Raw genomic sequence first — 25,095 nt, forward strand, 5'->3', positions numbered from 1 at the left:
CATTAAAGCGAAAGGTTATATGTTAGCCGTTACACAGCGCTACAATAACGCATGTACAAAAAGTCAACGTAGTGAATTTAATTTTTATAATTTATTGAAATAAAACATTAACTTCATATATAGCATGCTGTAAATTATTAATAATAAAAACATTCCATAACCGTTATCTACTTACAGTAGTATATTTATTTTATTCCATCACTAGATAAGCTAATTATTAAACGTAAAACTATAAGAAAATGGTAACAGCATTAAATATATAAATATTGATTTTATTTAATTAATTTTATATTAATCATTGCATAGTTCATCATTAAACATTAGAAAAATATCATGCAAATCAATAGTTTCTATCATATGCTAGAAATCGAAATAATATACCAGCTTTTTACAGGCTAATAGTCTCTTGCAACCGTTGATAGCTGCGCCGCTACGGTCCGTGATGTTCAAATAACGCTACATGGATAGAAACAGAGAGTGATACATATTTGTATGCCAATTATTAAAGTGAAATGCACTACTCGGCTAAACCTGAATTCAGCCCATCTGTTGCGCGAGTTGCGCCATCTTTTCCTGCAAAAAACGCATAAACACTTTAACCCGAGGTGCCAAATCCTGGCTACGAGGGTATATCAGATTGATAGGAGCATCAGCAACAGCTTCGTCCGCCAGCAACTGTACCAAATTCCCCTTTTGCAGATCTTCGGCGACATCCCAATAGGACTTCATCACCACCCCTAATCCCTGCAACGCCAATCGATGACACGCTTCACCATCGTTGCACAGGATGAATGCCTTCACATGGATACTACTATCACGAAAACGCCATTCAGTTTCATTACGTGTGCCAATAACAATACAGCGATGTCGAGCTAACTCAGTCAGAGACATCGGTGCCCTGTATTGCTGTAAATAGTTAGGAGCTGCGCATAACACCCGCTTGTTGGGGAGTAGATGTCGGCCCACCAGCCGAGAGTCGGGTAAGGAGCCGTAACGGATCGCTAAATCCAGCCGTTCCGCCAGCATATCCTTCACATCATCACTCATTAGCAGTTGCAACTGAATATGCGGGTAGCGCTGGCTAAATTCGCTTACTAATGGTAGCAGATGGCGATAACCAAAACTGTTAGGAGAGGTGATCCGCAGACTTCCAGATAATAACTGTTGCTGTTGCAATAAGGCATCCTGAGCATGCCGGACTTCAGATAGGATCCGCTGCGCATGCAAATAAAGTGTTTGTCCCTCAGGCGTTATAGATAACTTGCGGGTGCTGCGGTGCAGCAACTGTATGCCGTTGCGCCGTTCAAGATTGGCCAGACGTTTTGATGTTGCCGCTAGCGACAGGCCAAGTTCTGCCGCTGCCGCCGTCAAACTGCCAAGGCTAACCACCCTTTCAAATACCCTTAACGCAGGTAAATCATCCAAGCCACTCATTGTTAACCTTTGGGAAAGTATGAATTCAGATTATGTCCATTTAATCAAGTCAGCAGCACTTCTACAATAAGCACCACCTGCTTAGCAGTAATTGATTCGCGAAATACTGCGATATCAACAACAAATGGAGGGGAAAATGGATATCAGATTAGACGGGAAGAGAGCATTAGTTACCGCATCTAGTGGTGGTATTGGTTTTGCGATAGCAAAAGAGTTGGCAGCCAGCGGTGCCGAAATTGTGCTTAACGGCCGCAGCGAAAAGACCGTCAATGCCGCCAAAGAACGCCTACTGCGAGACTATCCCAACGCCAGTATTATCGCCGCGGTAGCAGATCTTTCCAATGCGAATGGCTGCGACATTTTGTGCACGCAGGTGCCAACCGTCGATATTCTGGTCAATAATGCCGGCATATACGGACCAGAAGATTTCTTTGAAACCAGTGATGATACTTGGGAACGTTACTGGCAAACCAACGTCATGTCGGGCGTGCGCTTGGCACGTGCATATCTGCCCGCCATGCAGCAGCAAGGCTGGGGACGAGTGGTATTTATCTCCTCAGAGTCAGCCCTCAATATCCCAGCCGATATGGTGCATTACGGCGTATCAAAAACCGCGCAGCTTGCATTAGCTCGCGGATTGGCAAAACGGTTGGCGGGCAGCGGCGTTACCGTTAACAGTGTGCTTCCTGGCCCGACCATCTCTGACGGTTTTGAGTCGATGATGGCTGAAGAAATGGCCAGAACAGGCAAATCTATAGACACACTCGCCAAGGAGTTTGTGATGGGAAACCGTCCCAGCTCGGTTATTCAACGGGCGGCAACTGTTGAAGAAGTGGCCAATATGGTGGTTTATGTTTGTTCGACTCAGGCGTCCGCCACCAGCGGTGCGGCATTACGAGTAGATGGTGGCGTGGTCGATGATATTGTGTAGCAATGAGCATACAACATTATTACGGCTAGTTAAGCACTCGTTGTACGCTTCAGCGTTGCGACAAACAGCAGCGGCGATGTTGACCGCAACGCAGCGGCTGTCGCTTACCCCCGTCAGTAACTCGCATCCAGGACATAGCGTGATGTTATTCTGTAAGGCAACCGCCAATGACTTCAAGACTCCCGCAATATTTTAGTGGCGATCTTTTAATGAGGTTATCCGCTTGTTGATACATAGCATACAGCACGCATCAACACTCGCAACAATGGCTAGAAAGGAGAATGAATATGCAAACAACAGCATTAGGCAAGACAGGATTCAACATCGTGCCGCTAGTATTTGGTGGCAATGTGTTTGGTTGGACCATAGACGAAAAGACCAGCTTCGCCATTCTTGATGCTTTCGTTGATGCTGGCTTTAATGCCATAGATACAGCCGATGTATATTCCGCTTGGGCACCCAATAACAAAGGTGGCGAATCAGAAACGATCATCGGTCGTTGGCTAAAAGCGCGTCCAGGTAGACGAGATAAGCTGAAACTTTTCACTAAAGTTGGTTCCGATATGGGGCAACCGGGTCATAAGGGGCTATCTGCCAGGTGGATTGCACAGGCGGTTGAAGATTCGCTTAAACGCTTACAAACAGACTATATCGACCTCTATTTTTCCCACTGGCCCGATCCAGAAGTTGATTATGCTGAAACTTTAGGCACATACGATAAGCTACTTAACGCCGGGAAAATTCGCGCCATTGGCGCTTCCAACCTTAATGCCGAGCAGTTACAAACATCATTGGATGTTGCAAAAGCCCAACAGTTGCCCGCTTACCAAGTGTTACAACCCGAATATAACTTGTACGACCGCGGCAGTTTTGAAGGCGCGCTACAGGAACTATGTGTACGAGAACATATTGGTGTAGTGACTTATTTCAGCTTGGCATCCGGTTTTCTATCTGGCAAATACCGCGGTGACACCGACTTAAGTAAAAGTGCCGGCGGCAGCCGTGTTAGCAAGTATCTAAATGCCAAAGGTATGCGTATTCTGGCGGCACTGGATGAAGTGTCAGCGCAACACCATGTAAAACCAGCCGAAGTGGCCCTTGCATGGTTGATTGCCGCTAAAGGTGTAACAGCCCCAATCGCCAGTGCCACCCAAGTCAGTCATATCAACAGTTTTGCCAAAGCGATGGAACTGCAACTATCCCCCACCGAGTTAGCCAAACTGACAGAAGCAGGTAATTAGCGCTGCTCAAGCTCGGCTGGCGCTCAGCCACCTCGATACGGGTAGCGAGCACCAGCAATCAAAAGCAGCATCTCTCAGGCTTCAATGCCAAGCTTTACTGCCGTCCCGTACGCCAGCATTTCCGACATACCTTGCGCAATGGCGCTGGTCGTATAACGAACGTTCACTACGGCATCGGCTCCCAGCTGTTCCGCCTGCGCCAGCATTCGCTGCGTAGCAACTTCACGCGCTTCCGCTAGCATTTCGGTGTAACCGACTATCTCACCGCCAATGATAGTCTTTAGACCAGCCATGATATCCCGACCAATATGCTTACTCCGCACCACATTACCGGTAACGACTCCCACGGTTTGGATGACCCGATAACCGGCAATGTTCTCTGTCGTTGATACTTTCAAGATGATTCTCCAATGTTGACAACCACAAAATTCTACAAAAATGGTCTGTTCTTTTTACCATTAGCAATTTAACCGCACCAAACAATCAATAGGATGTTTCAGAATTCAGTGGCTTTTTAGATAAAACAGATACCAGTCATCATCTATTTTGCGGTACGCCACCGTATTTATAGGGATCTGTGCCGCAGCCTTATCCAAGTCAGCATATATTGGCAGAGGATTTTGTGGGTGATACACGTACCCCTTAGTACTATTGCCTTCGGCAACGGGAAGTATAGAGCGGATGAACATAATACCGCCTTGGCCCCAGCCACGCATGCCACCGTCTAGGGACAGTAGCGAAAACAACTGTTGATACTGTTGCCAGCGCCCTTCGTCGACGGCGTGTTCAGGATCCATAAACTGCGAATTTATTGAAAATAACGGGGCATCCTGCCGATACATCCCCATCAATTGTATATAGAGCGCTCGCTGCCTTTGCAGTGCCGACAACAACTGAGGATCCGTTTGATGATGTGTGGAATGTGGCGCCTCAGATACGCGCATGAAAAGCAGCAAAGCTACAACCAGCGCTCCAGCGACTATAAATCTTGCGAACCATTGCATAGCACAACTTCCCTGTTGGTCTTAAAGACCAGTTATATTCATCCTAGATAAAATAGGAACATGCAAAAACCAAAACGCCAAGTTCTTTTCATTAAATTTGTAAAAGTTTGTAAATTTTTTGGTCAGACCAATAGACCAAAAAACAAACGATCAAGATCGTTTGCCAATATCCCTTACGAAAGAGCTAAAAGCATCAATCGATAGTATCGACATAACGCCAAAAAACCAGTAAAAAAGTGATCTGAATCACTTATTAAGTTAGTGTATTTACGCTAATTAAGATGTAGTTGTCAGGCATAAAAATGACTTGGCTATCTCGCGTTACGAGTTTGCTTTTTCGCTCGCAAAAGCCTGTAAAAGATGACTTGATTTAGCCCAGTAAAAGCTGATTTTTTTGTGTAACTCTAGAGAGTTATTCCATTTTTCAGCATCTTGACAGGAACTTGGGAAAGGTAAAAAATCCGGCCACCTATTCTTGGACGTATGAGATAGACTGCCGTAATGCTGCTTACTCCTTTGGTAAGTTCCGGAGCCCCCTCCAAGGCAAATGCCCGTGAGGAGCCCCCCGTCGATGTATTACTTATCGGCGGCGGCATCATGAGTGCCACCTTGGGTACCTTCTTGCAAACTCTGGAACCAAATTGGTCAATGACCATGATCGAGCGCCTTGATGGCGTAGCGAAAGAGAGTTCCAATGGCTGGAATAATGCGGGTACCGGACACTCCGCGCTAATGGAACTGAATTACACACCGCAACAACCTGATGGCAGTGTCGATATCCAAAAAGCGGTCGACATCAATGAAGCTTTCCAGGTATCACGCCAGTTCTGGGCTTATCAGGTCAGCCAGAATGTGCTGCAAGAGCCTCATAAGTTCATCAATAGTGAACCTCACATCAGCTTTGTCTGGGGTGATGCTAATGTAAATTTTCTGCGGGCTCGCTACCAAGCGTTGCAGGCCAGCACCCTGTTTTCCGGAATGGAGTATTCCGAAGACCATGAACAGATCCGTCAGTGGGCGCCACTGGTCATGGAAGGAAGAGATCCCGCACAGAAAGTTGCCGCTACGCGCACAGATAATGGCACCGACGTTAACTTTGGCGAAATCACTCGGCAGTTGGTGGCATCATTACAGAAAAAGCCGGATTTCAAACTGCAGCTCAATACCGAAGTGCGCGATCTGGAGCGTAACAGCGATAACAGCTGGACGGTGACCGTTGCCGATACCAAAGATCGCAGCAACAAACGCAAGATCCGGGCACGTTTTGTGTTTATTGGTGCTGGCGGTGCTGCGTTACGATTGCTGCAAAAATCGGGTATTCCTCAAGCCAAAGATTACGCGGGCTTCCCTGTAGGCGGCCAGTTTCTCGTCACCGAAAACGAAGATGTCGTCAAGCTGCACTCAGCCAAAGTCTATGGCCGTGCCGAAGTGGGTGCACCACCAATGTCAGTGCCCCATCTCGATACACGGATACTCGACGGTAAAAAAGTTCTGCTATTTGGCCCTTTTGCCACTTTCTCAACCCGTTTTCTGAAGAATGGCTCATTGCTGGATTTGCTAAAATCCACGAATACGTCGAATCTGATGCCCATGGTTCGCGTTGGCCTAGATAACTTCGACTTGGTGAAATACCTCATCAGCCAGGTTCGTTTATCGGAAAATGATCGCTATAACGCGCTGAAACAATATTATCCCGATGCGACTAAAACCGACTGGAAATTGTGGACGGCCGGACAACGGGTTCAAATAATCAAGCGAGACCCTCACAAGGGTGGCGTGTTGCGACTGGGAACCGAAGTTGTCAGTGATGAACTTGGCACCATTGCCGCGTTGCTAGGAGCCTCTCCCGGCGCGTCAACAGCAGCCCCCATCATGTTGCAGTTGCTGGAGAAAGTTTTCCCTGAGAAAGTTGCTAGCAACGCTTGGCGTAGCAAGTTGCAGCAGATCATTCCATCTTATGGCATACGTCTGGATGGTAATGCAGAAGCCACTGAGCAGGAACTGGCTTACACCAGTCAGGTGTTACAATTACGCCGTCAGGCACGAGCCACGATCACCAAAGTGCCAGAGCCTGATAACAGCTTTATGCTGCCGCCCAGCAATATGGCCGATATAGCACTTTAATGCTTTAGGCGTTGTCGGGAAATCCGGCAACGCTTCACAATGCTCATAAAACACACAAAGCTCACCAAATAAAACTGTTAACCGCTATTTTTGTCTCTGGATATTTTCAGACATCAGCACTGACTGCATCGTGTTAGCAACAGCATCCCATTCTGTCGCGCAACGTATGGGGCTTGGTTACCGTATCTACCTTAGACCCGTTAAGCGCTCAATTCAGGCAAGTGAATCGCGGCCAACGATTACTGTGTGAACCACTCTATAACGTGTTAAGGTACTGGCCGATATAGCATTGTTGGAAGCATTTTGATGGATAAAGTTGCCCTGTTTGTGGATGTACAAAATGTCTATTACACCACGCGGCAGGCTTATGGTCGTCACTTCAACTATAACCGCTTCTGGGCCCAGATAAGTGACGGGCGTGAAGTGGTAGCGGCTTATGCTTATGCGATTGATCGTGGTGATATAAAACAACGTGAATTTCAGAATATTTTGCGCGCCATTGGTTTTGAGGTGAAATTAAAACCCTTTATTCAACGATCTGACGGCTCGGCGAAAGGTGACTGGGATGTTGGCATTACGATTGATGCTTTAGAGCAGACCGCAGCAGCAGACGTGGTCATTCTGGTGACAGGCGATGGCGATTTCAGTTTACTGGTCGATACCTTACGGCAGAATCATGGTAAAACCGTAGAGGTGTACGGCGTGCCACAGCTAAGCGCTATTTCATTGGTGAATGCCGCCAGCCGTTTTATGGAGATTGATGAAGAATTACTGCTATAAGCACGATAACTTGGGAACACCGAACACCAAGAGTCGCCATACAATAATCTTGCAAAACTCCACCACCTCAGTGCCCACGAGGATAAAGCCGCGTATCGATAGCAGCCGAAATGCGCTATTCACCTACATTCAGCTCTGGCATTGGTTAAACACAGGCGGAAACGCCTTGCATTAGCTGATACGCTCTCCAATTGAGTGCTACACCGCACTATCTTTAAACACAATATGTCACTACAAGCCATGAGCGACTGTCGCAATGCCACATACGGAATCGCGCGCCACTAACTGAGGCATAAACAGATGGGTTTGCCCCACCGCTTTATTGTCAGCATTACTGAGTTTAATGGCCAGGTTCACAGCATAGGCGGCCATCTCTTCAATGGGATAATGCATGGTCGTCAACCTTGGGCGACAGGCGCGGGCTACTGGCAAATCGTCAAAACCAACCACCGACACATCTTCAGGCACCCGAATGCCCGCCGCAAACAGTGCATGAATGGCACCTATCGCCATTAAATCGTTATAGGCCAGCAATGCCGTGAACCGCTGTCCACGCGCTAATAATTCCTTCACCGCCTGTTCGCCACCTGCCATATTAGCGGTCCCTTCCGCCACCAGTTCTTGCGGTAATGACAAACCTTGCTCCAGCAACGCTTGACGACTGCCCTTTAAGCGCTCCGCTGGATCGCGGTTTTGATAGATACTGGTAATGGCGGCAAATTGCCTGTGGCCTTTGGACAACAGATACTCAGTTACCCACTGCCCGCCACGGATGTTATCCAACCACACACAGCGATTAGCGATTTGTGGAATATAACGATTGACCAGCACTAATCCAGGAATTTCCGCCGCCAAACGGATCAGTGTGGCTTCGTCAGAATATTCGCTGTGCAGAATAATCGCCTGACAGTTGTGTTGTCGCAGCGACTGAATGGCATCAAGCTCGGATTGTGTCTCATACAAGGAGTTGGCCATCAGCAGCTTATAACCATTTTCTCTGACCGCATTTTCAACGCCGCTGGCCAAGGTACCAAAAAAGGACATAGACAGACGCGGTGTCACTACGCCTATGGTATTAGTCGTCTTACTCACTAACGCTTGCGCATTAGCATTCGGCTGATAACCCAGCTCAGCAATTACCTTCTTCACTCTGGCTCGGCAAGCATCGCCCACCTGACTACCATTATGGATGACACGCGATACTGTAGCGGTCGAAACTCCGGCGATCCGAGCAACATCTTTGATGGTTACCATAACTTCTCTCTCGTCAGTCCTTTGCTCCAGATGAAGCAAGTTTATCTTGTGAACCAATATGATACTTGTGTAAACACCACAAGGATAAAAATCCGAATAACACCGTACCACCGGCGAGGATCAAGCGCATAGCGGTGATACTACTGTTGCTCTGCGCTCCGCCTGCGGTGGCATCAAAACCGATAAAATTCAACGCTAAACCAGAAGCCAGTAATGCCAGAATGCTCGCTAGTGAAGTAGCGGCATTATGTATGGAGGCAAATATTCCAGCAGTGGGATGACGCTGACGCTGACTTTCAGCATCGCTCAATCCGGCATTTAATAACGGAATGATGATGGTCATGGCGGTCCAAATACTGGTGCATAACACAGCATCCAACGCAATCCACAAGCCTATGCCTGGCACAAACAAAAACCACTTGGCTATGCCCCCCAGCAGCGACAGCAGCAACACCCATCGCAGCGCCGCAACAGTGCCCCAGCGACTACGCAGCCAATTCACCAAGGGTACACTGGCAAAACCTGCCAATGCATAAGCGCTGGACAGCACGCCTTTTAGATAAGCTCCCTGAGCAATATCGCCATGACAGACGTAATACACCAACAGGTAATAATCCATGCTGGCGGCAAACACGCTACCACCAAGCTGTAATAAACAGATAGCCATCAGCAACATCAGCGATTTATGGCGCACCAGCTGCCGTAAACTTGTTGCGAATCCTGGCGTGGCCGCGTGACTGATAGTGATAGCGCGACTTCGACAAAACAATGCCGGTAGCAGACCCAGCCCCCCGATTAACAACAGCCCAACCCCCCAACCAACCCAGCGGATCCCTATTACCACTGAGCCGAACAGCGCTAAACTCGCTAACGGAAATAACCACTGATACAACACTGAGGCCAGCTTAATAAAATAGGTGTTCACCGCCATGATAGCGGCGCGCTGTCGCTCATCGTGAGTGATCTCATAACTGAGACTGGTCGTCGGCACTGCCACCAACGCCGCCGCTAACGAAAACAGCAAATAAAACCACGCAAAATAACAAAGCTGCCATAACATTGGCCAATGTGCAGGCACCATCCAAATACAACCAAATAACACTGCGCTCAACAAGCTACCCGCAATGATCAGCGGCTGTCGCTTAGCCGTTCCCCCTTGCCAATGATCACTGACATAACCGATCCAAGGCGTTATCAGCGTGCCAACAACCACTGGCACTGCTAGCGCCAGACTCAGCAGGAATGGATCCACGCCTAACTGCATCTGGTAAAACGGGATCGCTAGTACCTGAACACTCTGATTGGCAAACAGCATGGCAAAAAAGCCGGCACCCAGTGCCAGTTTTTGCTGGGTTAACCCTTTGAAAACACTGTCAACCAACCACCCTCTCCCTGAAAAATATCAGTACTGGCAGGATTATACCTTGCGTGGGCGATGGTGCCAGTCCGCCTTTGGTTTAGCCTAGGGTTATCTTACGTTACATCTGTACCAGCGCCACCTCTGCAATCTCAATACCACGCTGTTGCATAGTCTGGTGCGGCCCCAACGCTGGCAATAGCAGTTGCATGCCCTCAATGGCGTTCAGTGAAAATGCCTTTTGTGACGCAAATGGCCCCACGGCAACCGGCATAAAAGTCGGGTAAGCCTGACCAAGCATGATGCCCATCGGTTTAAGCTTATCCAGTGGTAACAACAAGGTCTTCCAATCATTAGCCACGAGGAAATCTGTGCCCCAAGCTAGGCCATCGTTGGCGATAATACCCAGCTGTAAGCGATCATCTTTACCAAGAGAGCGGAGCCGCAATGCCAAAGCATTGTAGCCATGCAAATCACGGCCTATGAGTTGATTGTCGTTAGCAAGATCCAACCGCAATAATGTGCCGCCGGTGCTGATTGCCTGTGGTTCCACTGATAATTTTAAGGTGGCACCTTCAACTGTGGCTGACGTCGCGGGCCAAGAAACCGTGTTCTTCGGTGTGTAATAACCGCCGCGATCGGTGGTCGGTGCCAATAAAGTTACCGGTGTGCCTTCAGGTGTCAGCAAGGTATGCCAATAACCGGCGTCAACGTAATCCCAATCAGCGGGAGTGCCCGCTTTGGCCCCCGGCCAAGTGACCTGTTGCTGGCCGTCACTGACACTAATGGCATATTCCAGCACGCCAGGATGTTGCCATTCAGCTGTATTGGGTAACGTCAGTTGATAGGTGTCACCATTAACCACTGTCATGGGTAAAGCCGTAAAGTCTTTATACCCCTGATAGCGCAGATATAGCGTCACTTGATACTGAGGCAACTTTCCCGCAATTTGTGCAGTAAAACTGAGTTTATCCCCCAAATTGCGCTGACGTTGCGGCTGATGAACCAAAGCGAGTTCAGGCGCTGGAATGGTTGGCAAGTAATAAGGAGCCGTGGCTTGCTTGGCATTATTGACCAGTGCTGCCGTACGCCCTAGCAGGTAAACGCCCGGCTGCACGGTTATCTGACCGTGCTCGGCGTTAGCAACATAGTGATTACCGGCGTTGATCCCTTTAATCGCGAAGGTTGGCCCCAAATCGGCTAATGTGAGTGTCATTGGCCGTTGATGCAGATACAGCCTGCCGACTTCGCGCTGCAAACTAGGTGGCTGATGCGGGTCCTGCAACGGCAATAAATCAGGATAAACTTCCAGTCGCCATACGCCATCTTGCTGTTTATCAAGGAAATACGCACCATTACCACGGTAAGTCACGAGTGGCGAACTGCCAACCCCAGCAATATGCTGTAACTGAGCCGTATCCGCTGGTGCCTGCTGAGTGTTGTTGGAATAGTAATAGTGACGGCCATCATCGTACAGACTGAGATCTGCCTGATAATCCAGCAAAGTATAATCAAAGCGATTGCTGGCAGGATACTCCTTAGCCTGATACCCCAAAGGCAGCCGCCGGAACTCCTCGGCAGCAATCATAAAGCTAATAGCTTTAGCAGGCGTGTACAGCAGGTTTAGATAATGAGTGTTGTATTCAGAATTGGTCTGAGCGAGTGCTGCTGAATCATAAGCAAACTGAGTCGCCCACTGAAAGCCGGCCTCACGGAAACTGCGAGCCATCGCCGGATACATTACGCTGCGGGTCACATCGGCCGCATCGAATTCGTACACCATTTTGGCTTTATGCTGACAGGCGGCGATCTGCTTAAACGGATCGGTGTAGTGCGCCACGGCTGGCAACATATTGCTGTGCAGTGACGAGTTTTTCACTAGGCCCGTGGGATACCACTGATACGCCACACCATCGACAGAACTGTTACATAAGGCGCTGGCGAATGCCTGATCATTACCTTGTTCGCTGATATTGTAAAACAGCGGTTTAGTCACACCTAAATCACGTACGGTTGCCAGCAGTTGTTCCACATAGGCGGCACTTTGTGCGGCCGATTGCGTATGTTTCGGCTCATTGAACAGTTCAAAAGCGATAACATTGTCATCGGTTGCCAAGGTTTTCCCAGTATAGGGATTCTTGTGAGTCAGCAACTGCCGTAAGTAATTTTGGGTGGCGGCAATGGCTTGCGGATCCTGATTCATCTGCGCTTTGCTGTAATCGGTCGCAAAACCTGGCTCTTGGGGATCGGGCGCCGGATAACCTGAACCCCACCAAGCAATGGGCGTGATAATGGTTTTGATACCATGCAGTGCCAATTGCTGTTGCAGATAATCAAACAAACGTAATTGTTCGTTATCCAGCAGGTTACCCTGCTTATCGCTGATAAGCCGGTCCCACACATGCACCCGATAAGCATCCAATCCCATACGCGCAATATGGGCAACGTCCATATCAATAACCGCTTGAGGGTCCAGTCCCAATTGTTTCACTGAGCGATAACCATAGGCAAACGGCATGGCATAGTTTACGCCAAATAGCGCTACCTGCGAGCCGTCTTGCCATTGCATCACACCGTCTTTAACGCTAACGCTCATCGGCGTTGGTTGCGCCAACAGTGGCGAGGTTACGGCAGTCAGTATGGTGGCGGTGATAGCCACCAGCGATTGTCGGACGGTCACTGTCAGCATCATGTTCACCACCAAGTTGTATAGAAACCAATAAGGATCAGACTGATCACCACAGCACAAACGCGATAACTGCCGTCAGTCGTGAAGTCGATATCATGTAGCGGAATACTGTGCTCATGGTCTTTACCTTTGCCTTCCAGCAGCGAAATCACTACCGCCAGCAGCAAACAGCAGAGGAACACATAGCCAACCCGATCCATAAATGGCACTTGTGGCAACCAGAATTTAGCCGCTGCCGATAACACCGCCGAACCGATAGCCGCCGCCAAGGCCCCGTTAGCCGTCGCCTTTTTCCAAAACATGCCGAGCACAAACAACACCACAATTCCCGGAGTGAAGAACCCAGTAAATTCTTGGATAAACTGGAATGCCTGCTCCGATTTACCCAGCAGTGGTTGCGCGGTCACCAACGCGATTACCAGTGCAGTAACACTGGCAATACGGCCAACTTTGACATAATGATGCTGGCTTTGGTGGCGGCGCACCTGCGCATACAAATCCATGGTAAAAATCGTGGAAATACTGTTAGTCATAGAGGCTAAGCTGGACAGGATTGCCGCCACCAGCGCGGCGAAAATGAGCCCTTTCAGGCCTACAGGCATCAACCCCATCAACTGTGGATATGCTTGATCCGGTCGGTCAAGCGGCGGTAACAACAGCACCGCGGCAATCCCCGGCAATACCACCAACACCGGCATCAATAGCTTGAGGAAAGCGGCAAAAGCAATCCCTTTGCGGGCTTCTTTCAAATCCTTGGCTGCCAACGCTCGTTGAATGATGTATTGGTTAAAGCCCCAGTAAGACAGATTCATGACCCACAGCCCGCCAATCAATACCGAAATCCCCGGCAAGCTGGCGTAATTGGGATTATCCGGCGTGAGGATCATGTCGAATTTTTCCGGTAATCGGGTCATCAGAATATCAAAACCAGCGATCACGCCTTGCCCGTCACTGACCATCTGCAGCGACACATAGGACAGAAACAGGCCACCGGCCACCAGCAGCAGCACCTGGATAATGTCGGTCAGCGCCACAACCTTGAGGCCACCATAAAGCGAATAAGCCAGTGATAATGCCGCCAGCAGTACCAGACTCGCAGTAATATTCAGTCCGGTCAGGGTATTGATTGCCAAGGCGCCAAGCCATAGTACCGCCGTCAGATTCACAAACACATACACCGCCATCCAGAACAGCGCCATCGTCAGCCGCACCCGATTGTCATAACGGTGCAACAAAAACTGCGGCATGGTGTAAATCTTGCGTTTCAAGAAAATCGGCAAAAACCAGGCACCAACGATGATCAGAGTGATGGCCGCCATCCACTCATAAGAGGCAATCGCCAAACCTATCGCATAGCCAGAACCGGACATACCGATAACTTGCTCGGCGGAAATATTGGAGGCCACCAACGACGCACCGATGGCCCACCATGGCAGACTGTTACTGGCCAGAAAGTAATCGCTGGTATTTTTATCGTGCCCGGGTTTATCCCGCGACACCCACCAGGCCAGTCCAAGCAGAATGACCACGTAGGCCGCCAAAATGGCAAAATCCAATGGGGCTAACAACATACAGCTTTCTCCTTGGCGTCTTTAAGGTTGGGTGACGATCTCGGCACCGGCCGACGGCTGACAGACAAACACATCGGCCATCAAACCAAAGTGTTCAGGATAGTTGGCCGCAATCTGCGCTTTGACGTCGGCAACTAAATCGTGTGGCACCAATGCCACCACACAACCGCCAAATCCGCCGCCGGTCATACGTACACCGCCACGATTACCGATAATGCTGTCGACCAAAGACACCAGATAGTCGATAGGCGCGACGGTGATTTCAAAATCGTCACGCATCGAGGCATGAGATTGTGCCATCAACTGGCTAAGGGTACGAATATCATCGTTGGCCAGCGCCTTGGCGGCCGCCAGTGTCCGGGCGTTTTCAGTCACCACATGACGGACACGGCGTGCAGTCACATCATCCAGTTCATTGAAGATATTGCCGATAGCCGCAGTATCCAGATCCCGCAGCGCCTTCACACCATAGTGGGCCGCACCTGCTTCACATTGTGCGCGGCGAGTGTTGTATTCGCTGCCCACCAGTCCTCGTTTAACATTGGAGTTGATGATGACGACCGACAGTTCCTGTGGCATAGCAACGGCATGGCATTCAAGCGAACGACAATCAATCAACACCGCGTTACCCGCCTGCCCTTGCGCGGAGATCAACTGATCCATGATGCCACTGTTACAGCCCACAAAATGGTTCTCAGCTTGCTGCCCAGTGAGCGCGATCTGACTCAAGCTCATCGCCTGTTCGGCTAGCGTGGTAAAGGTCAGTCCCAAGGCCACTTCCAACGCCGCCGATGAACTAAGACCGGCGCCTTGCGGCACATTGCCGCTGATAGCAAGATCACAGCCCACTAAGCTGATGCCCTGACGCTTCAAGCTCTGCACTACTCCGCGGACATAGTTAGCCCATTGATAGTCAAGATGATGCGCAATCACCTGATCCAGCGGGATTTCATCCATCTGGTTAGCATAATCTGCCGCCACGACACGGATAAGGTTTAGACCGTTCTTGCGCGCCAGCACATGGGTATCAAAGTTGATTGCGCAGGGCAGCACAAAACCATCGTTATAGTCGGTATGCTCACCAATCAGGTTAACTCGGCCTGGGGCGCGAAAATGGTAATCGGCAGTCGCCGAAAAATGTGATGAAAATAGCTGATGTAGCTCAGCGACTGTCAGACTCATGCGTCACCTTTTTGTGCAGATTTATAATGTATGGGTGATTGTTGGCGTAAACGTTCTGCCGCTTGCTCGGGGGTCATGTCACGCTGGATTTCCGCCATCATTTCGTAACCCACCATGAATTTTTTCACCGTAGCAGAACGCAATAGTGGCGGATAGAAATGGCAGTGCAGTAACCAGTGCGCCCGAGCTGCAGCTTCCTGAAATTGTTGAGTATAAGGCGCAACATGCCATCCCATTGAATACGGGAATGCACACTGGAACAGGTTGTCATAACGGATAGTGATTTGTTTAAGGATATCAGCCAGTGCCGCTTGTTGTGGTGCTGACAACTCCTCCATCCGCGTTACGTGGGTTTTAGGCAGCAGTAGCGTTTCAAACGGCCAAGATGCCCAATAAGGCACAACCACCAACCAATGCTCATTTTGCACCACAGTACGTGCGCCATCGGCAAGTTCACGTTCCACATAGGTTAGCAGCAGATTTTTACCGTGCTGCGCCAAATATTGTTGTTGCGCCGCATCGGTTCTGGCTGGCAAGGTGGGTATCGAAGAGCAGGCCCAGATCTGTCCGTGTGGATGCGGATTCGAGCAACCGTTAATCGCGCCTTTGTTTTCAAACACCTGAACCCAAGCATAGTGCTGTGACAGCTCTCGATACTGTTGGATCCATTCATGGATCAGCGCAACAAGCTGTTCGTTCGACAACTCCGGCATGGTCAGGCTGTGATCCGGCGAGTAACACACCACCCGACTGGTACCGCGCTCAGATGCCAACACAAACAGCCCATCATCATTGCGACTGGCCACTGGCGTATCCTGATGCAACGCGGCAAAATCGTTGGTAAATACATAAGGCTTGCTATAAACCGGGTTGATATCACCGGTGATACGTTTGTTTCCCGGGCACAGGAAACAACTGCTGTCGTAATGCGGAATATCATCCGTTGCCGGGGCTTCTACCTGCCCCTGCCATGGCCGCTTTGCCCGGTGTGGTGATACCAGCACCCAATCACCCGTTAGCGGATTATAACGGCGATGGGGATGATCTTTTACGTCAAACTCTGACATACAAACCTCAATTTCTGTCAAACTGTTGTACTGCAATAACCGTCTGGATTCATTGACTGCCAATGCCGGCTGGAAGCCACCATATCGGTTAAATTTCGAGTTGCCTGCCAGCCCAGCACCTCTCGGGCGAGGCTGGCATCGGCAAAACACTGCGCCACATCACCAGCACGCCGCGCCACAATCCGATAGGGTATGTCACAACTACTGGCTTTGGCGTAGGCCTGCAGCAGTTGCAACACCGAGACGCCACTGCCAGTACCGAGATTAAACACATGGCAGCCCGGCTGCCCGTGCAGTTGCGTTAGCGCCCGCACATGACATTCAGCCACATCACACACATGGATATAATCGCGCACACCGGTGCCATCAACGGTTGGATAATCGTTGCCAAACACCGATAGTTCTCGACGTCGCCCCACGGCGACCTGGGCAATAAACGGCATCAGATTATTGGGGATACCGCGAGGATCTTCGCCAATCAAACCGCTGGGATGCGCGCCCACCGGATTAAAATAACGCAGGATAATACCATTAAATCCAAGGTCTGCACGGGTTGCGGTACAGTGATCGCGGATAATCTGCTCCACCATCAACTTACTGCGGCCATAAGGATTGGTTGGTGCCAACGGAAAATCCTCAAGAATTGGTACACTATGTGGATCGCCATAAACCGTGGCCGACGAACTGAAAACCAATGTCTTAACTCCGGCTGCGGTCATCGTCTCGATTAACGTTTGGCTCGCAGTGACATTATTACGGTAGTAAACCAAGGGTTGCGCCACCGACTCACCAACCGCTTTAGCCCCCGCAAAATGCATTACTGCATCAATCTGCCATTCCGCAAAAATCTGTTGTAATAGTGCCGCATCGCCGACGTCTCCTCGATATAAAGGCAACGGCTGGCCGCAAATCTGCTGCACCCGCACTAACGCCTGTGGCTGGCTGTTGCTGAAGTTATCCAGCACCACAACTTGATGCCCCGCTTGCAACAACGCAACGCAAGTATGAGTCCCAATATAACCGGCACCACCGGTAACAAGGATCTGCATCAGTGTGCCTCCGGCGCTAACATTAAGGTAGCGGGCGGCAGGCCTGCTGCCGTAACCGTAACTTGCGCATGTTTGAGACTATTACCAATACGGATCAACAGCGCCCCTTGTCCCATAGAAGTCACTATCGGAGTTTGGTTAAGAATTTCGATATCGCCACTGGCTTTGGCCTGCAGCGGGATATCGTTGCGCCACAGAGGGTGGCCATCTTTATCCTGTAACTGCGCATAAACAAACAGTATGTCGTTGACGCCCGGCACAGGTGCAACCCCACTGGTATCCAGTTGCAAGCGGATGGAAGCCGCTTTACCGGGTGTAGACACTTCATGGGTGGCGACAACTTTATTGTCAATAATGGCCTCAGCGCGCAATGTTCCGGCGGTGAACTTTCCTAGATGAAAGATAAAAGGTGGGTGCGCCAGATGTTGCGAGTAGTGATCCCGCGTTGCGGCTTGCCGAGCAATTAACTGCCCGTTGAGATACAGCGCCACCGCATCGGCGTTACTGAACACCCGTACATCGGTACTGGAGTCCGCTTGCCATTCGCTAGCAATATGCACCATCGGCCCACTTTGGGAAAGCGGGCTGACTTCTGCGGCATCACGCTGACTGGCAAAAAAGTAATAGCTGTACTTGGGTTGACGGTAGAGGCTCATAATACCGGACGCTTCTATATCATCGGTATAACCACGGTTGTAATCAAACATCACCCAATAACCGTCAGCAAACGCTGGTACGGTGAAATTGTCATTGTGGGCTTCTTCAATATTCAGCGCTTGCTGTAGTAGCCGTTTTTCGCCACTGTTCAGCAACTGCCGACTACTGCGTTGCTCTTCTTTCAAGTTGCCCCAGCTATCCTGGTTAAAACCCGCATTCTGCGCGTAATATTCCCAATCGCCATATTCGGACACAATATAGGGCTGCTGCGGCGTTTGATAATGCTGCAGCCGATGCTGGCGTGCCTGTACAAAAATGTCATAGCCAGCTTGCCAGCCAGCGGAAAAACTGCCGGGAAATTCCTGATGTACCGCATCATTGAGACGCTTGATCAGTGTCGCTGGCATCTCGGTTTCATTTAACGAGCATTCCCACGCCAGCACACTCGGATGGTTACGATCGCGCCGGATGAGATCGCGACAACTGTCTACCACATGATTGGCAAAAGCAGGATCAGGATTGTAATACTGCCAGCCAAGTACTGCGTCCAACACCACCAGCCCCAGCTTATCGGCCGCCTGCATAAAGGCCGGAGAATGGGGATAATGTGACAGTCGCACATAATCAAAACCGGCTTGCTTGATTTTGACCGCATCACGATAATCTGCTTGAGCAGACAACGCATAGCCGACAAACGGGTATTCCTGATGGCGGTTCACCCCGCGCAAAAACGTTTGTTTGCCATTGATCAACAATTGATGCTTGGCGTTGAAGGTAAAACTGCGAATGCCTATCTGCCGTTGTTGCTGTTCAATCAGTTGCTCACCACTGAACAACTCTGTTTGCAGGGTATATAAATTGGGTGACTGCGGGCTCCACAGTTTAGGTGTTGTCACTGTTATCTGCTGATTGACATCCGCTACTTCGCCTGCAGCCAATTGATACGGCTGGGTGGTGCTGGCAATCGTCTGCCCTTGCCACAATAAGGTTTGTGTCAATTGCAGCGTTTTATTCTCGGTATACTGATTCTGTAGTTGCGTTTTGATCGCAATCGTGGCGCGCTGGTCGCTCACTTCAGGATAGGTGACAAACACACCACCGCCCGCCACACTGTTAGCCAACATTTCATCGGTGATCATGAGCTTATCTTTGATCTGCACAGAGACGCTACGATACAGACCACCATAAGTGTTAAAATCCAACAGATGCAAAGGTTTAGGGCCAGTTATGGGGTTATCGCGGTTATCCAATCTCACCAGTAGCGTATTGCTACCAGGCTTTAATGCATGACTGAGATCTAAGGTAAACGGCAGGTAGCCACCCAAATGGCTACCCACTTTCTGGCCGTTGAGCCAGACATCGGCCTGATTCATTGCCGCTTCAAAACGGATTAACACCACTTTTTGCAACCAAGCGTCAGGTACATCAAACTGCTTCTGATACCAGGCAATCCCCTGCCACTGCTGATTAACAACTTCGGGTTCTAGTCGTGGGGTATGCGGCAAGCTCACGGATTGCCACGGAACGGTCAGCTGTGCCAACGGTAGCGCCTGAGCAGATTTCTTAAACTGCCAGTGTTGATTGAACGCCAAGTTCTGACTGCTGCTCGCTGCTGTCGCCTTGGTGGTCGAAATATCAGTGTCGGTGGTTTCTACCTGACACCCACTGAGAAGACATAAGCCCAGTAATATGGCCGTTAACTGCTTGGTCATTCGCACCCTGAAACATCCTCCGGATAAAATTTGCGCCCATCTGCCGACAGCAGTTGGGTTGAAGCTGTTCCGGCAATCAACCGGAACAGCTTGCCGTGTCATTACATGTTGAACTGGAAGCCGAGCAGGTAACGGCGGCCCCATTCCACGTAACCACGAGGGCGGGATGGATCGTTATCAAAGTAGGAAGTGGATGCTTCGTTGGTCAGATTCTGCCCTTGCAGCATCACTTTGAAATTGTCAGTCAGCTGATAGGAGATGCTGGCATCTACCGTCGCTTCTGACCCAATGGTGTAAATCTCGGTTGGATCCCAACTCCCCACGCGAGTGTATTCACTGCGGTAGTTGTAAGACACCTTGGCATCGACACCAGCTTTGTAATACCACAGTGTCAGATTACCCACATTTTTTGACAGTCCCGCCAAAGGCAGCGGATTATCTACGGGTTGGAATTCCTTAACGTTGCTGTTGGTATAGCTATAGTTGGCATATACACCTAAGCCATCAAAAGGCTCAGGCAGCATGCTAAAGGCCTGTTGATAGAGCACTTCAAAGCCACGGATTTGTCCACCATCGCCGTTGACCGGTGCATTCAGTTGATACTGTTCACCGTCCACGGTAATGGTACTGGTGGACTCGCCGATATGTTTCTTCAGATCCTTGAAGAACAATTGCACTGTAAAGGCGGCATCTTCAGCAAAATAGTACTCGTAACCCAGATCCGCCTGATTGGCGATAAACGGATTCAGATTAGGATTACCGCTGGAAGCGCTATTTACCGTAGAAGACTTATTCAACCCCAATCCAGAACGCATCTCCACCAGCGGTGGTCGAGACATGGCGCGAGATAGTCCCAAGCGAACCTGTGAATCTTCCGTAACGCTGAAACGCAGGTTCAACGCGGGCAGAATTTCATCATAATCATGGTCAAAAGACACCGGAGTGACTGTGCCGGTATTCGGCACCTGATCGAAACCACTGGAGGTAGAGTTGGTACGCACATAACGCACACCAATATTACCGGTGTAAGGGATACGACCAAGCTCGCCCCTGAGATCAAACATCACATACAGGGCCTTATTGGTTTCCTGCACATTCCAGTTATCCAAATAATCACTGGTGAGCTTGGCATGATCGTTACGACTGTCGATACCGCCAAAAGCGCTGTCGACTACTTCAGACCAATTATTGATGGTGTACATCACCGGCACATTGTAACCACTACCCAGGCCATAAAAAGATGAGTTTACATTGGCAGCACTAGGGTTGGTCTGCTTCCAACTCACCACATCATTATCTTTCTCACGATCAGCCCAGCGCCCACCAAAGCTGACTTTGTCAATGATGCCCCACTCCACCATCCGCGAGAAATCCAGCCGCGCATTGATCATATCGTCTTTTAGAATACGGTCGTTATCTACCTGCAAGTAGTTGAGTCCGTAATCGCTGCTGTTGTCCAAAGCATAATCGGTAGTAATTCCTAGCTTATCGCCGGTGGCATCCCAACCAACATCAATTCCAGGAGTCCCCAGACTATCGTTCCAAAATAGCGATGAGATGTTAACCCAACGGGATTTGATAGACGCTTCGGAATATCCGACATCAGCAACCACGGTCCAGTCATCGCCCTGCCATTCCGCATTCAGACCGGTACTCACTAACTCATTTTTCTGGAACCAAGTCGAGTTATTAGCACTAATCGGGCTACTATCATCACCTCGCCAAAGCTTAACACCACCAGCGGTGATCTGCTCCGAGCCATCCGCTTTGGTCACTATCTGCGTGGGATGAGAGGAGTTTTGATATCCCCAGTTACTTCCGCCTCCCCAGTTACCCCAGCCGTCAAACCACATCTGATCTTCACGTTCTTTAATATCAAACTTGGAGTAAAACAGGTCATATTTCAGTTGCAGGCGGTCGGTTGGCAGCCACTGTAAAACGGTCATCGCGCCAAGGCGCTTGTTAGTACCACCTTTAGTCGCGGTTTGCGCGCCCCAGGGGGCCGCTTCGGTGATACCGTCACCATTGACATCACCTTGCTCCGCAGTCTGCTTGTTATAAGACCAAGAAGTCACATCGCGTTGAATCGATGGCTGATCCTGATAAGCGACACCAAATGCCACACCGAAATTGTCAGCAATCGGGTCCACGTAGCTGAAACTGGTGCGATAACCCTTGCTATCAGCCGTTGGGATATCATCGGCCATCGGATAATCCATAACATGGCCACTGACATTCACCTGGCGTTTGTCTTTATCCAGCGGATTGACAAAATTCATGTTCACCAATCCAGCAATACCCCCTTCGATATTGCTGGCCAGTGGACTTTTATATACTTCTACCGAATTGATCAGTTCAGCGGGGAACTGTTCAAAACGCACGCTGCGACTCGGTTCGCCACTCACGATTTCACGGCCATTCATGGTGGCTAAGTTCAGCCGTTCCCCCAAACCACGAATAGAGATGGTACTGGCATTACCGCGGTCACGTTCAGCGGCAATCCCCGGTAGCCGCGCCAGTGCATCCGTGATAGTCACATCTGGTAACTGGCCGATATCGTCTACGGAAATCACTTCTACGGTAGAGTCCGCCAGTTTTTTGTTCTGTAAGGAACGCTGTAAGGTGGCACCAAAGCCTTGGACCGTCAGTACTTCTATATTCTGCTGTTTGTCCGTGTCTTTAGGTTTAACCTTCTGAGCGTTATTGGTTGTGGTGGCTTGTTGTTCTTGTACTGTTTCCTGTGCTTGTGCAGATGCCAGAGACAAGCATTGAGCGATTGCAAATGCAGTCAGACTCAATTTGAATTGTCGTTTCATTTTTACCCCTTTCTTAGGCAGGCAATAGTTCTTGTTTTCTGGAAATTCAGATACTTGGCGAAAAATCCCCAATCACGCCAGGCACGGTGCTTTTACTTGTAAATATATGTGCAGAGGTCCACACCGAAGACAAATCTACCGCAGCATAAGGTAAACGTTTACTATACAAAAGTCTAAAATCAGGTAACAGAAAATATATATTATTGTTTTTAATAAATTTATAAAGTGTAAACGATTACTCTAATCTAGCGATTATCAGCGGTTCAGACCGGATTTCAGCAAATATGGCTCGCAAGCAAGCCACTAAAAACCGTTTTTGTACTGGATTTTGGCGGTCACAGGTTTCATGATCCCGGTATCCGCGCCATGATTTACACAAAGCGCTCACGTCACCCGCATAAGATGAAACCTATGTATACTGTTGAAGAGCAGAATCTGGATACGCAACTTGCCGCAATACAACATCGGCTACCGCAAAACGAAAGCGTGTTGGTGCATCTGGGGCGAAACAGCACCACCTTTGTGCCACTGCCCCAGCCACAATCGAAAGAAATCGAGTTCGGCATTTTATCCCATGACATTCACATCGGCGTCGAACAGCTTGCTAATGACTATTTTCAGCACGATATTCCTGGTGAACCGGAACTGGACCATGCAATCAACTGTATTGAAGATGAACTGATGCGCAATTTGGTGCTAACTAGTGGTGGCCGAAAACTGATCAGTGCCGACAAGCTGCATGCGGCATTATTTGACGTGGATAAGGGAATGGCGGAGTTCAGCCGCGAACAGGTAGAGCAGTTGTTCACTCGCTATGCGTGGTTATCGATGGGACGCGCAACCACGACCGACAATTTGCAAACCAGCAAACAGGCTTATGCGGCACTGTTGATCCTACGGGAAATCATGCATCATCTGGATTATCGGCAAGTGCTGATCGTCGCTGATTAGTCAGCCACTTGCTGCTTGAACGGCAACGCCGCCTGCATAGCACTGAAGTATTGTTGATTATGTTGCCGTTCTTGTTCACAAAAACGCTCAATAGCTTGGCAAAAAGCCTCGTCCGCAATCGCGTGCAGTGACAGCGTTATCACCGGCTCAAAACCCCGAATTAGCTTATGTTCGCCCTGAGCCCCCGCGTTAAAACAGCTAAAACCATGACGGATGGCGTAATCAATTCCCTGATAATAGCAGGCTTCAAAATGCAGCCCATCCACATCCTGTAAAGTGCCCCAGTATCGGCCGTAGAGTACTTGTTGTCGATCGTCGGTGAGATACAGCGCAGCAGCAACTGCTTGTTCTGGCAGTTCATTATCGCGACACACCAACAACAAACGTACGTTCTCAGCCAGCAAGCGCCCTAATTTCACAAAGAAATCGCCGGACAGATAGCCGCCATGACCGGCACGCTTCAGGTACGTCATCTGATAGCAGTAATAGAAACGCTGCCACAGTTCAGCAGAGACCGCCGCGCCGTCAAACCAGTGATAATGCAGATGCTGCACCTTAGCGCGCTCTTTGAGAATACTCTTACGCTTACGCGACGTAAGAGCCGCCAAAAAATCTGAAAAATCACTATAGTTACGGTTGAACCAATGAAACTGACACCCTTCACGGCGCAGCAATTTTAAACCACCGGCACCTTGCCATTGTTCACAGGAAACCGGCGCTAAAAACAAGCCATGCCAAGAGGAAAACTGCGACAACTGTTGCGCAATAATATGATTTACCTGTTGATATATCTCTGTAGCATAAGCCGCTGCCTGAGGATGAATGCCTAGGCGCTTACCGCTGATGGGGGTGAATGGGATGGCCGCCACCAGTTTAGGGTAATAGGCCACACCATAGCGCTGATAAGCATCCGCCCAAGCCCAGTCAAACACATATTCGCCCCAAGAATCTGACTTTTGATATAGCGGCATCACGGCCACTAATTGCTGATGACGGTATAACAACAGATGATATGGGCGCCAGCCGCTGTCCCCTCCCACACTGCCACTCAGTTCCAACGCTAGCAGAAACGCGTGATGGGTAAATGGATTAGTCGAGGCCATACAGGCATCCCATGCGGTGGCAGGAACCTTGGATATATCCTCAATAAATTGGCATTTCCATATTGATTCTTGCAATTATGTTCCTTTTTTCTAAACGATATTGCGTTATGCAACAGTCCTCGGCACATGGCTTTTCATGATCTATAACGACCAAGAAAAGATTGCAAGTGTAA

18 protein-coding genes are annotated in these 25,095 nt (G+C 49.5%); 5 read left to right on the forward strand and 13 right to left on the reverse strand.

Annotation, left to right across the window (positions count from 1 at the left end; genetic code table 11):
• Positions 1-537: 537 nt before the first annotated feature.
• Positions 538-1,434 carry a LysR family transcriptional regulator gene (locus tag IE064_RS01195; RefSeq protein ID WP_189615695.1) on the reverse strand — a complete coding sequence of 299 codons (897 nt, stop codon included), beginning with the start codon at positions 1,432-1,434 and terminating at the stop codon, positions 538-540.
• 136 nt (positions 1,435-1,570) lie between these two features.
• Here IE064_RS01195 and IE064_RS01200 point away from each other — a divergent pair, with 136 nt between their 5' ends.
• Both IE064_RS01200 and IE064_RS01205 read left to right on the forward strand, forming a co-directional pair.
• A complete protein-coding gene (locus IE064_RS01200; RefSeq protein WP_133037596.1) occupies positions 1,571-2,365 on the forward strand; it encodes an SDR family NAD(P)-dependent oxidoreductase in 795 nt (264 codons plus the stop codon).
• 287 nt (positions 2,366-2,652) lie between these two features.
• Entirely contained in the window at positions 2,653-3,606 is a 954-nt protein-coding gene (locus IE064_RS01205; RefSeq protein WP_189615697.1) for an aldo/keto reductase, read from the forward strand.
• A gap of 74 nt (positions 3,607-3,680) precedes the next feature.
• On the opposite strand, the gene IE064_RS01210 is transcribed toward IE064_RS01205, so the two are convergent.
• Together IE064_RS01210 and IE064_RS01215 are read right to left on the reverse strand one after the other, a co-directional pair.
• Complete coding sequence (locus IE064_RS01210; protein ID WP_189615699.1) at positions 3,681-4,004, reverse strand: heavy metal-binding domain-containing protein; 324 nt, start codon at positions 4,002-4,004, stop codon at positions 3,681-3,683.
• A gap of 105 nt (positions 4,005-4,109) precedes the next feature.
• Positions 4,110-4,550 (reverse strand): hypothetical protein, encoded by a 441-nt coding sequence (locus IE064_RS01215; RefSeq protein WP_189615701.1) that lies wholly within the window; start codon positions 4,548-4,550, stop codon positions 4,110-4,112.
• A gap of 561 nt (positions 4,551-5,111) precedes the next feature.
• Between IE064_RS01215 and mqo the strand changes: the two genes are divergently transcribed.
• Together mqo and IE064_RS01225 are read left to right on the forward strand one after the other, a co-directional pair.
• Complete coding sequence (gene mqo, locus IE064_RS01220; protein ID WP_189615703.1) at positions 5,112-6,734, forward strand: malate dehydrogenase (quinone); 1,623 nt, start codon at positions 5,112-5,114, stop codon at positions 6,732-6,734.
• 306 nt (positions 6,735-7,040) lie between these two features.
• Complete coding sequence (locus tag IE064_RS01225) at positions 7,041-7,514, forward strand: NYN domain-containing protein (protein ID WP_189615704.1); 474 nt, start codon at positions 7,041-7,043, stop codon at positions 7,512-7,514.
• A gap of 231 nt (positions 7,515-7,745) precedes the next feature.
• On the opposite strand, the gene IE064_RS01230 is transcribed toward IE064_RS01225, so the two are convergent.
• The 9 genes from IE064_RS01230 to IE064_RS01270 form a co-directional block, all read right to left on the reverse strand.
• Positions 7,746-8,768 (reverse strand): LacI family DNA-binding transcriptional regulator, encoded by a 1,023-nt coding sequence (locus IE064_RS01230; protein ID WP_133037602.1) that lies wholly within the window; start codon positions 8,766-8,768, stop codon positions 7,746-7,748.
• 13 nt (positions 8,769-8,781) lie between these two features.
• The gene (locus tag IE064_RS01235; protein WP_189615705.1) at positions 8,782-10,149 is read right to left on the reverse strand and encodes an MFS transporter; all 1,368 of its coding nucleotides are present in this window, start codon (positions 10,147-10,149) and stop codon (positions 8,782-8,784) included.
• Positions 10,150-10,246: 97 nt separating this feature from the next.
• Positions 10,247-12,817, reverse strand: a complete 2,571-nt coding sequence (locus IE064_RS01240; RefSeq protein WP_189615706.1) for a glycoside hydrolase family 5 protein — start codon at positions 12,815-12,817, stop codon at positions 10,247-10,249.
• Between the two features lie 2 nt (positions 12,818-12,819).
• Entirely contained in the window at positions 12,820-14,385 is a 1,566-nt protein-coding gene (locus IE064_RS01245; RefSeq protein WP_133037605.1) for a sodium/sugar symporter, read from the reverse strand.
• Positions 14,386-14,406: 21 nt separating this feature from the next.
• Positions 14,407-15,567: a galactokinase gene (galK, locus tag IE064_RS01250; RefSeq protein ID WP_189615707.1), complete on the reverse strand. Its 1,161-nt coding sequence runs from the start codon at positions 15,565-15,567 to the stop codon at positions 14,407-14,409.
• Positions 15,564-16,634, reverse strand: a complete 1,071-nt coding sequence (locus IE064_RS01255) for a UDP-glucose--hexose-1-phosphate uridylyltransferase (RefSeq protein ID WP_189615710.1) — start codon at positions 16,632-16,634, stop codon at positions 15,564-15,566. The genes galK and IE064_RS01255 overlap by 4 nt, the downstream gene beginning before the upstream one ends.
• Before the next feature lie 17 nt (positions 16,635-16,651).
• The gene (gene galE / locus IE064_RS01260) at positions 16,652-17,683 is read right to left on the reverse strand and encodes a UDP-glucose 4-epimerase GalE (protein WP_189615712.1); all 1,032 of its coding nucleotides are present in this window, start codon (positions 17,681-17,683) and stop codon (positions 16,652-16,654) included.
• Positions 17,683-20,052 carry a glycoside hydrolase family 2 protein gene (locus IE064_RS01265; RefSeq protein WP_229799836.1) on the reverse strand — a complete coding sequence of 790 codons (2,370 nt, stop codon included), beginning with the start codon at positions 20,050-20,052 and terminating at the stop codon, positions 17,683-17,685. Before IE064_RS01265 ends, galE begins: the two co-directional genes overlap by 1 nt.
• 101 nt (positions 20,053-20,153) lie before the next feature.
• Entirely contained in the window at positions 20,154-22,868 is a 2,715-nt protein-coding gene (locus IE064_RS01270; protein WP_189615714.1) for a TonB-dependent receptor, read from the reverse strand.
• Positions 22,869-23,279: 411 nt separating this feature from the next.
• Here IE064_RS01270 and IE064_RS01275 point away from each other — a divergent pair, with 411 nt between their 5' ends.
• A complete protein-coding gene (locus tag IE064_RS01275) occupies positions 23,280-23,819 on the forward strand; it encodes a hypothetical protein (RefSeq protein WP_133037611.1) in 540 nt (179 codons plus the stop codon).
• On the opposite strand, the gene IE064_RS01280 is transcribed toward IE064_RS01275, so the two are convergent.
• Complete coding sequence (locus IE064_RS01280) at positions 23,816-24,997, reverse strand: GNAT family N-acetyltransferase (protein ID WP_229799824.1); 1,182 nt, start codon at positions 24,995-24,997, stop codon at positions 23,816-23,818. The two genes, IE064_RS01275 and IE064_RS01280, sit on opposite strands and share 4 nt — an antisense overlap.
• Between the last annotated feature and the right edge of the window lie 98 nt (positions 24,998-25,095).

The organism is Shewanella fodinae, assembly GCF_014651955.1.
GTDB lineage: Bacteria > Pseudomonadota > Gammaproteobacteria > Enterobacterales > Shewanellaceae > Shewanella > Shewanella fodinae.

Excerpts from the sequence above, each read along its gene's own strand:
- IE064_RS01215 (WP_189615701.1), bottom strand. The coding sequence starts at position 4,550 with ATGCGCGTATCTGAGGCGCCACATTCCACACATCATCAAACGGATCCT.
- IE064_RS01200 (WP_133037596.1), top strand. The coding sequence starts at position 1,571 with ATGGATATCAGATTAGACGGGAAGAGAGCATTAGTTACCGCATCTAGT.
- IE064_RS01240 (WP_189615706.1), bottom strand. The coding sequence starts at position 12,817 with ATGATGCTGACAGTGACCGTCCGACAATCGCTGGTGGCTATCACCGCC.
- IE064_RS01195 (WP_189615695.1), bottom strand. The coding sequence starts at position 1,434 with ATGAGTGGCTTGGATGATTTACCTGCGTTAAGGGTATTTGAAAGGGTG.
- IE064_RS01270 (WP_189615714.1), bottom strand. The coding sequence starts at position 22,868 with ATGAAACGACAATTCAAATTGAGTCTGACTGCATTTGCAATCGCTCAA.
- IE064_RS01230 (WP_133037602.1), bottom strand. The coding sequence starts at position 8,768 with ATGGTAACCATCAAAGATGTTGCTCGGATCGCCGGAGTTTCGACCGCT.
- IE064_RS01205 (WP_189615697.1), top strand. The coding sequence starts at position 2,653 with ATGCAAACAACAGCATTAGGCAAGACAGGATTCAACATCGTGCCGCTA.
- IE064_RS01245 (WP_133037605.1), bottom strand. The coding sequence starts at position 14,385 with ATGTTGTTAGCCCCATTGGATTTTGCCATTTTGGCGGCCTACGTGGTC.
- galE (WP_189615712.1), bottom strand. The coding sequence starts at position 17,683 with ATGCAGATCCTTGTTACCGGTGGTGCCGGTTATATTGGGACTCATACT.
- mqo (WP_189615703.1), top strand. The coding sequence starts at position 5,112 with ATGCTGCTTACTCCTTTGGTAAGTTCCGGAGCCCCCTCCAAGGCAAAT.
- IE064_RS01225 (WP_189615704.1), top strand. The coding sequence starts at position 7,041 with ATGGATAAAGTTGCCCTGTTTGTGGATGTACAAAATGTCTATTACACC.
- galK (WP_189615707.1), bottom strand. The coding sequence starts at position 15,567 with ATGAGTCTGACAGTCGCTGAGCTACATCAGCTATTTTCATCACATTTT.
- IE064_RS01265 (WP_229799836.1), bottom strand. The coding sequence starts at position 20,052 with ATGACCAAGCAGTTAACGGCCATATTACTGGGCTTATGTCTTCTCAGT.
- IE064_RS01255 (WP_189615710.1), bottom strand. The coding sequence starts at position 16,634 with ATGTCAGAGTTTGACGTAAAAGATCATCCCCATCGCCGTTATAATCCG.
- IE064_RS01275 (WP_133037611.1), top strand. The coding sequence starts at position 23,280 with ATGTATACTGTTGAAGAGCAGAATCTGGATACGCAACTTGCCGCAATA.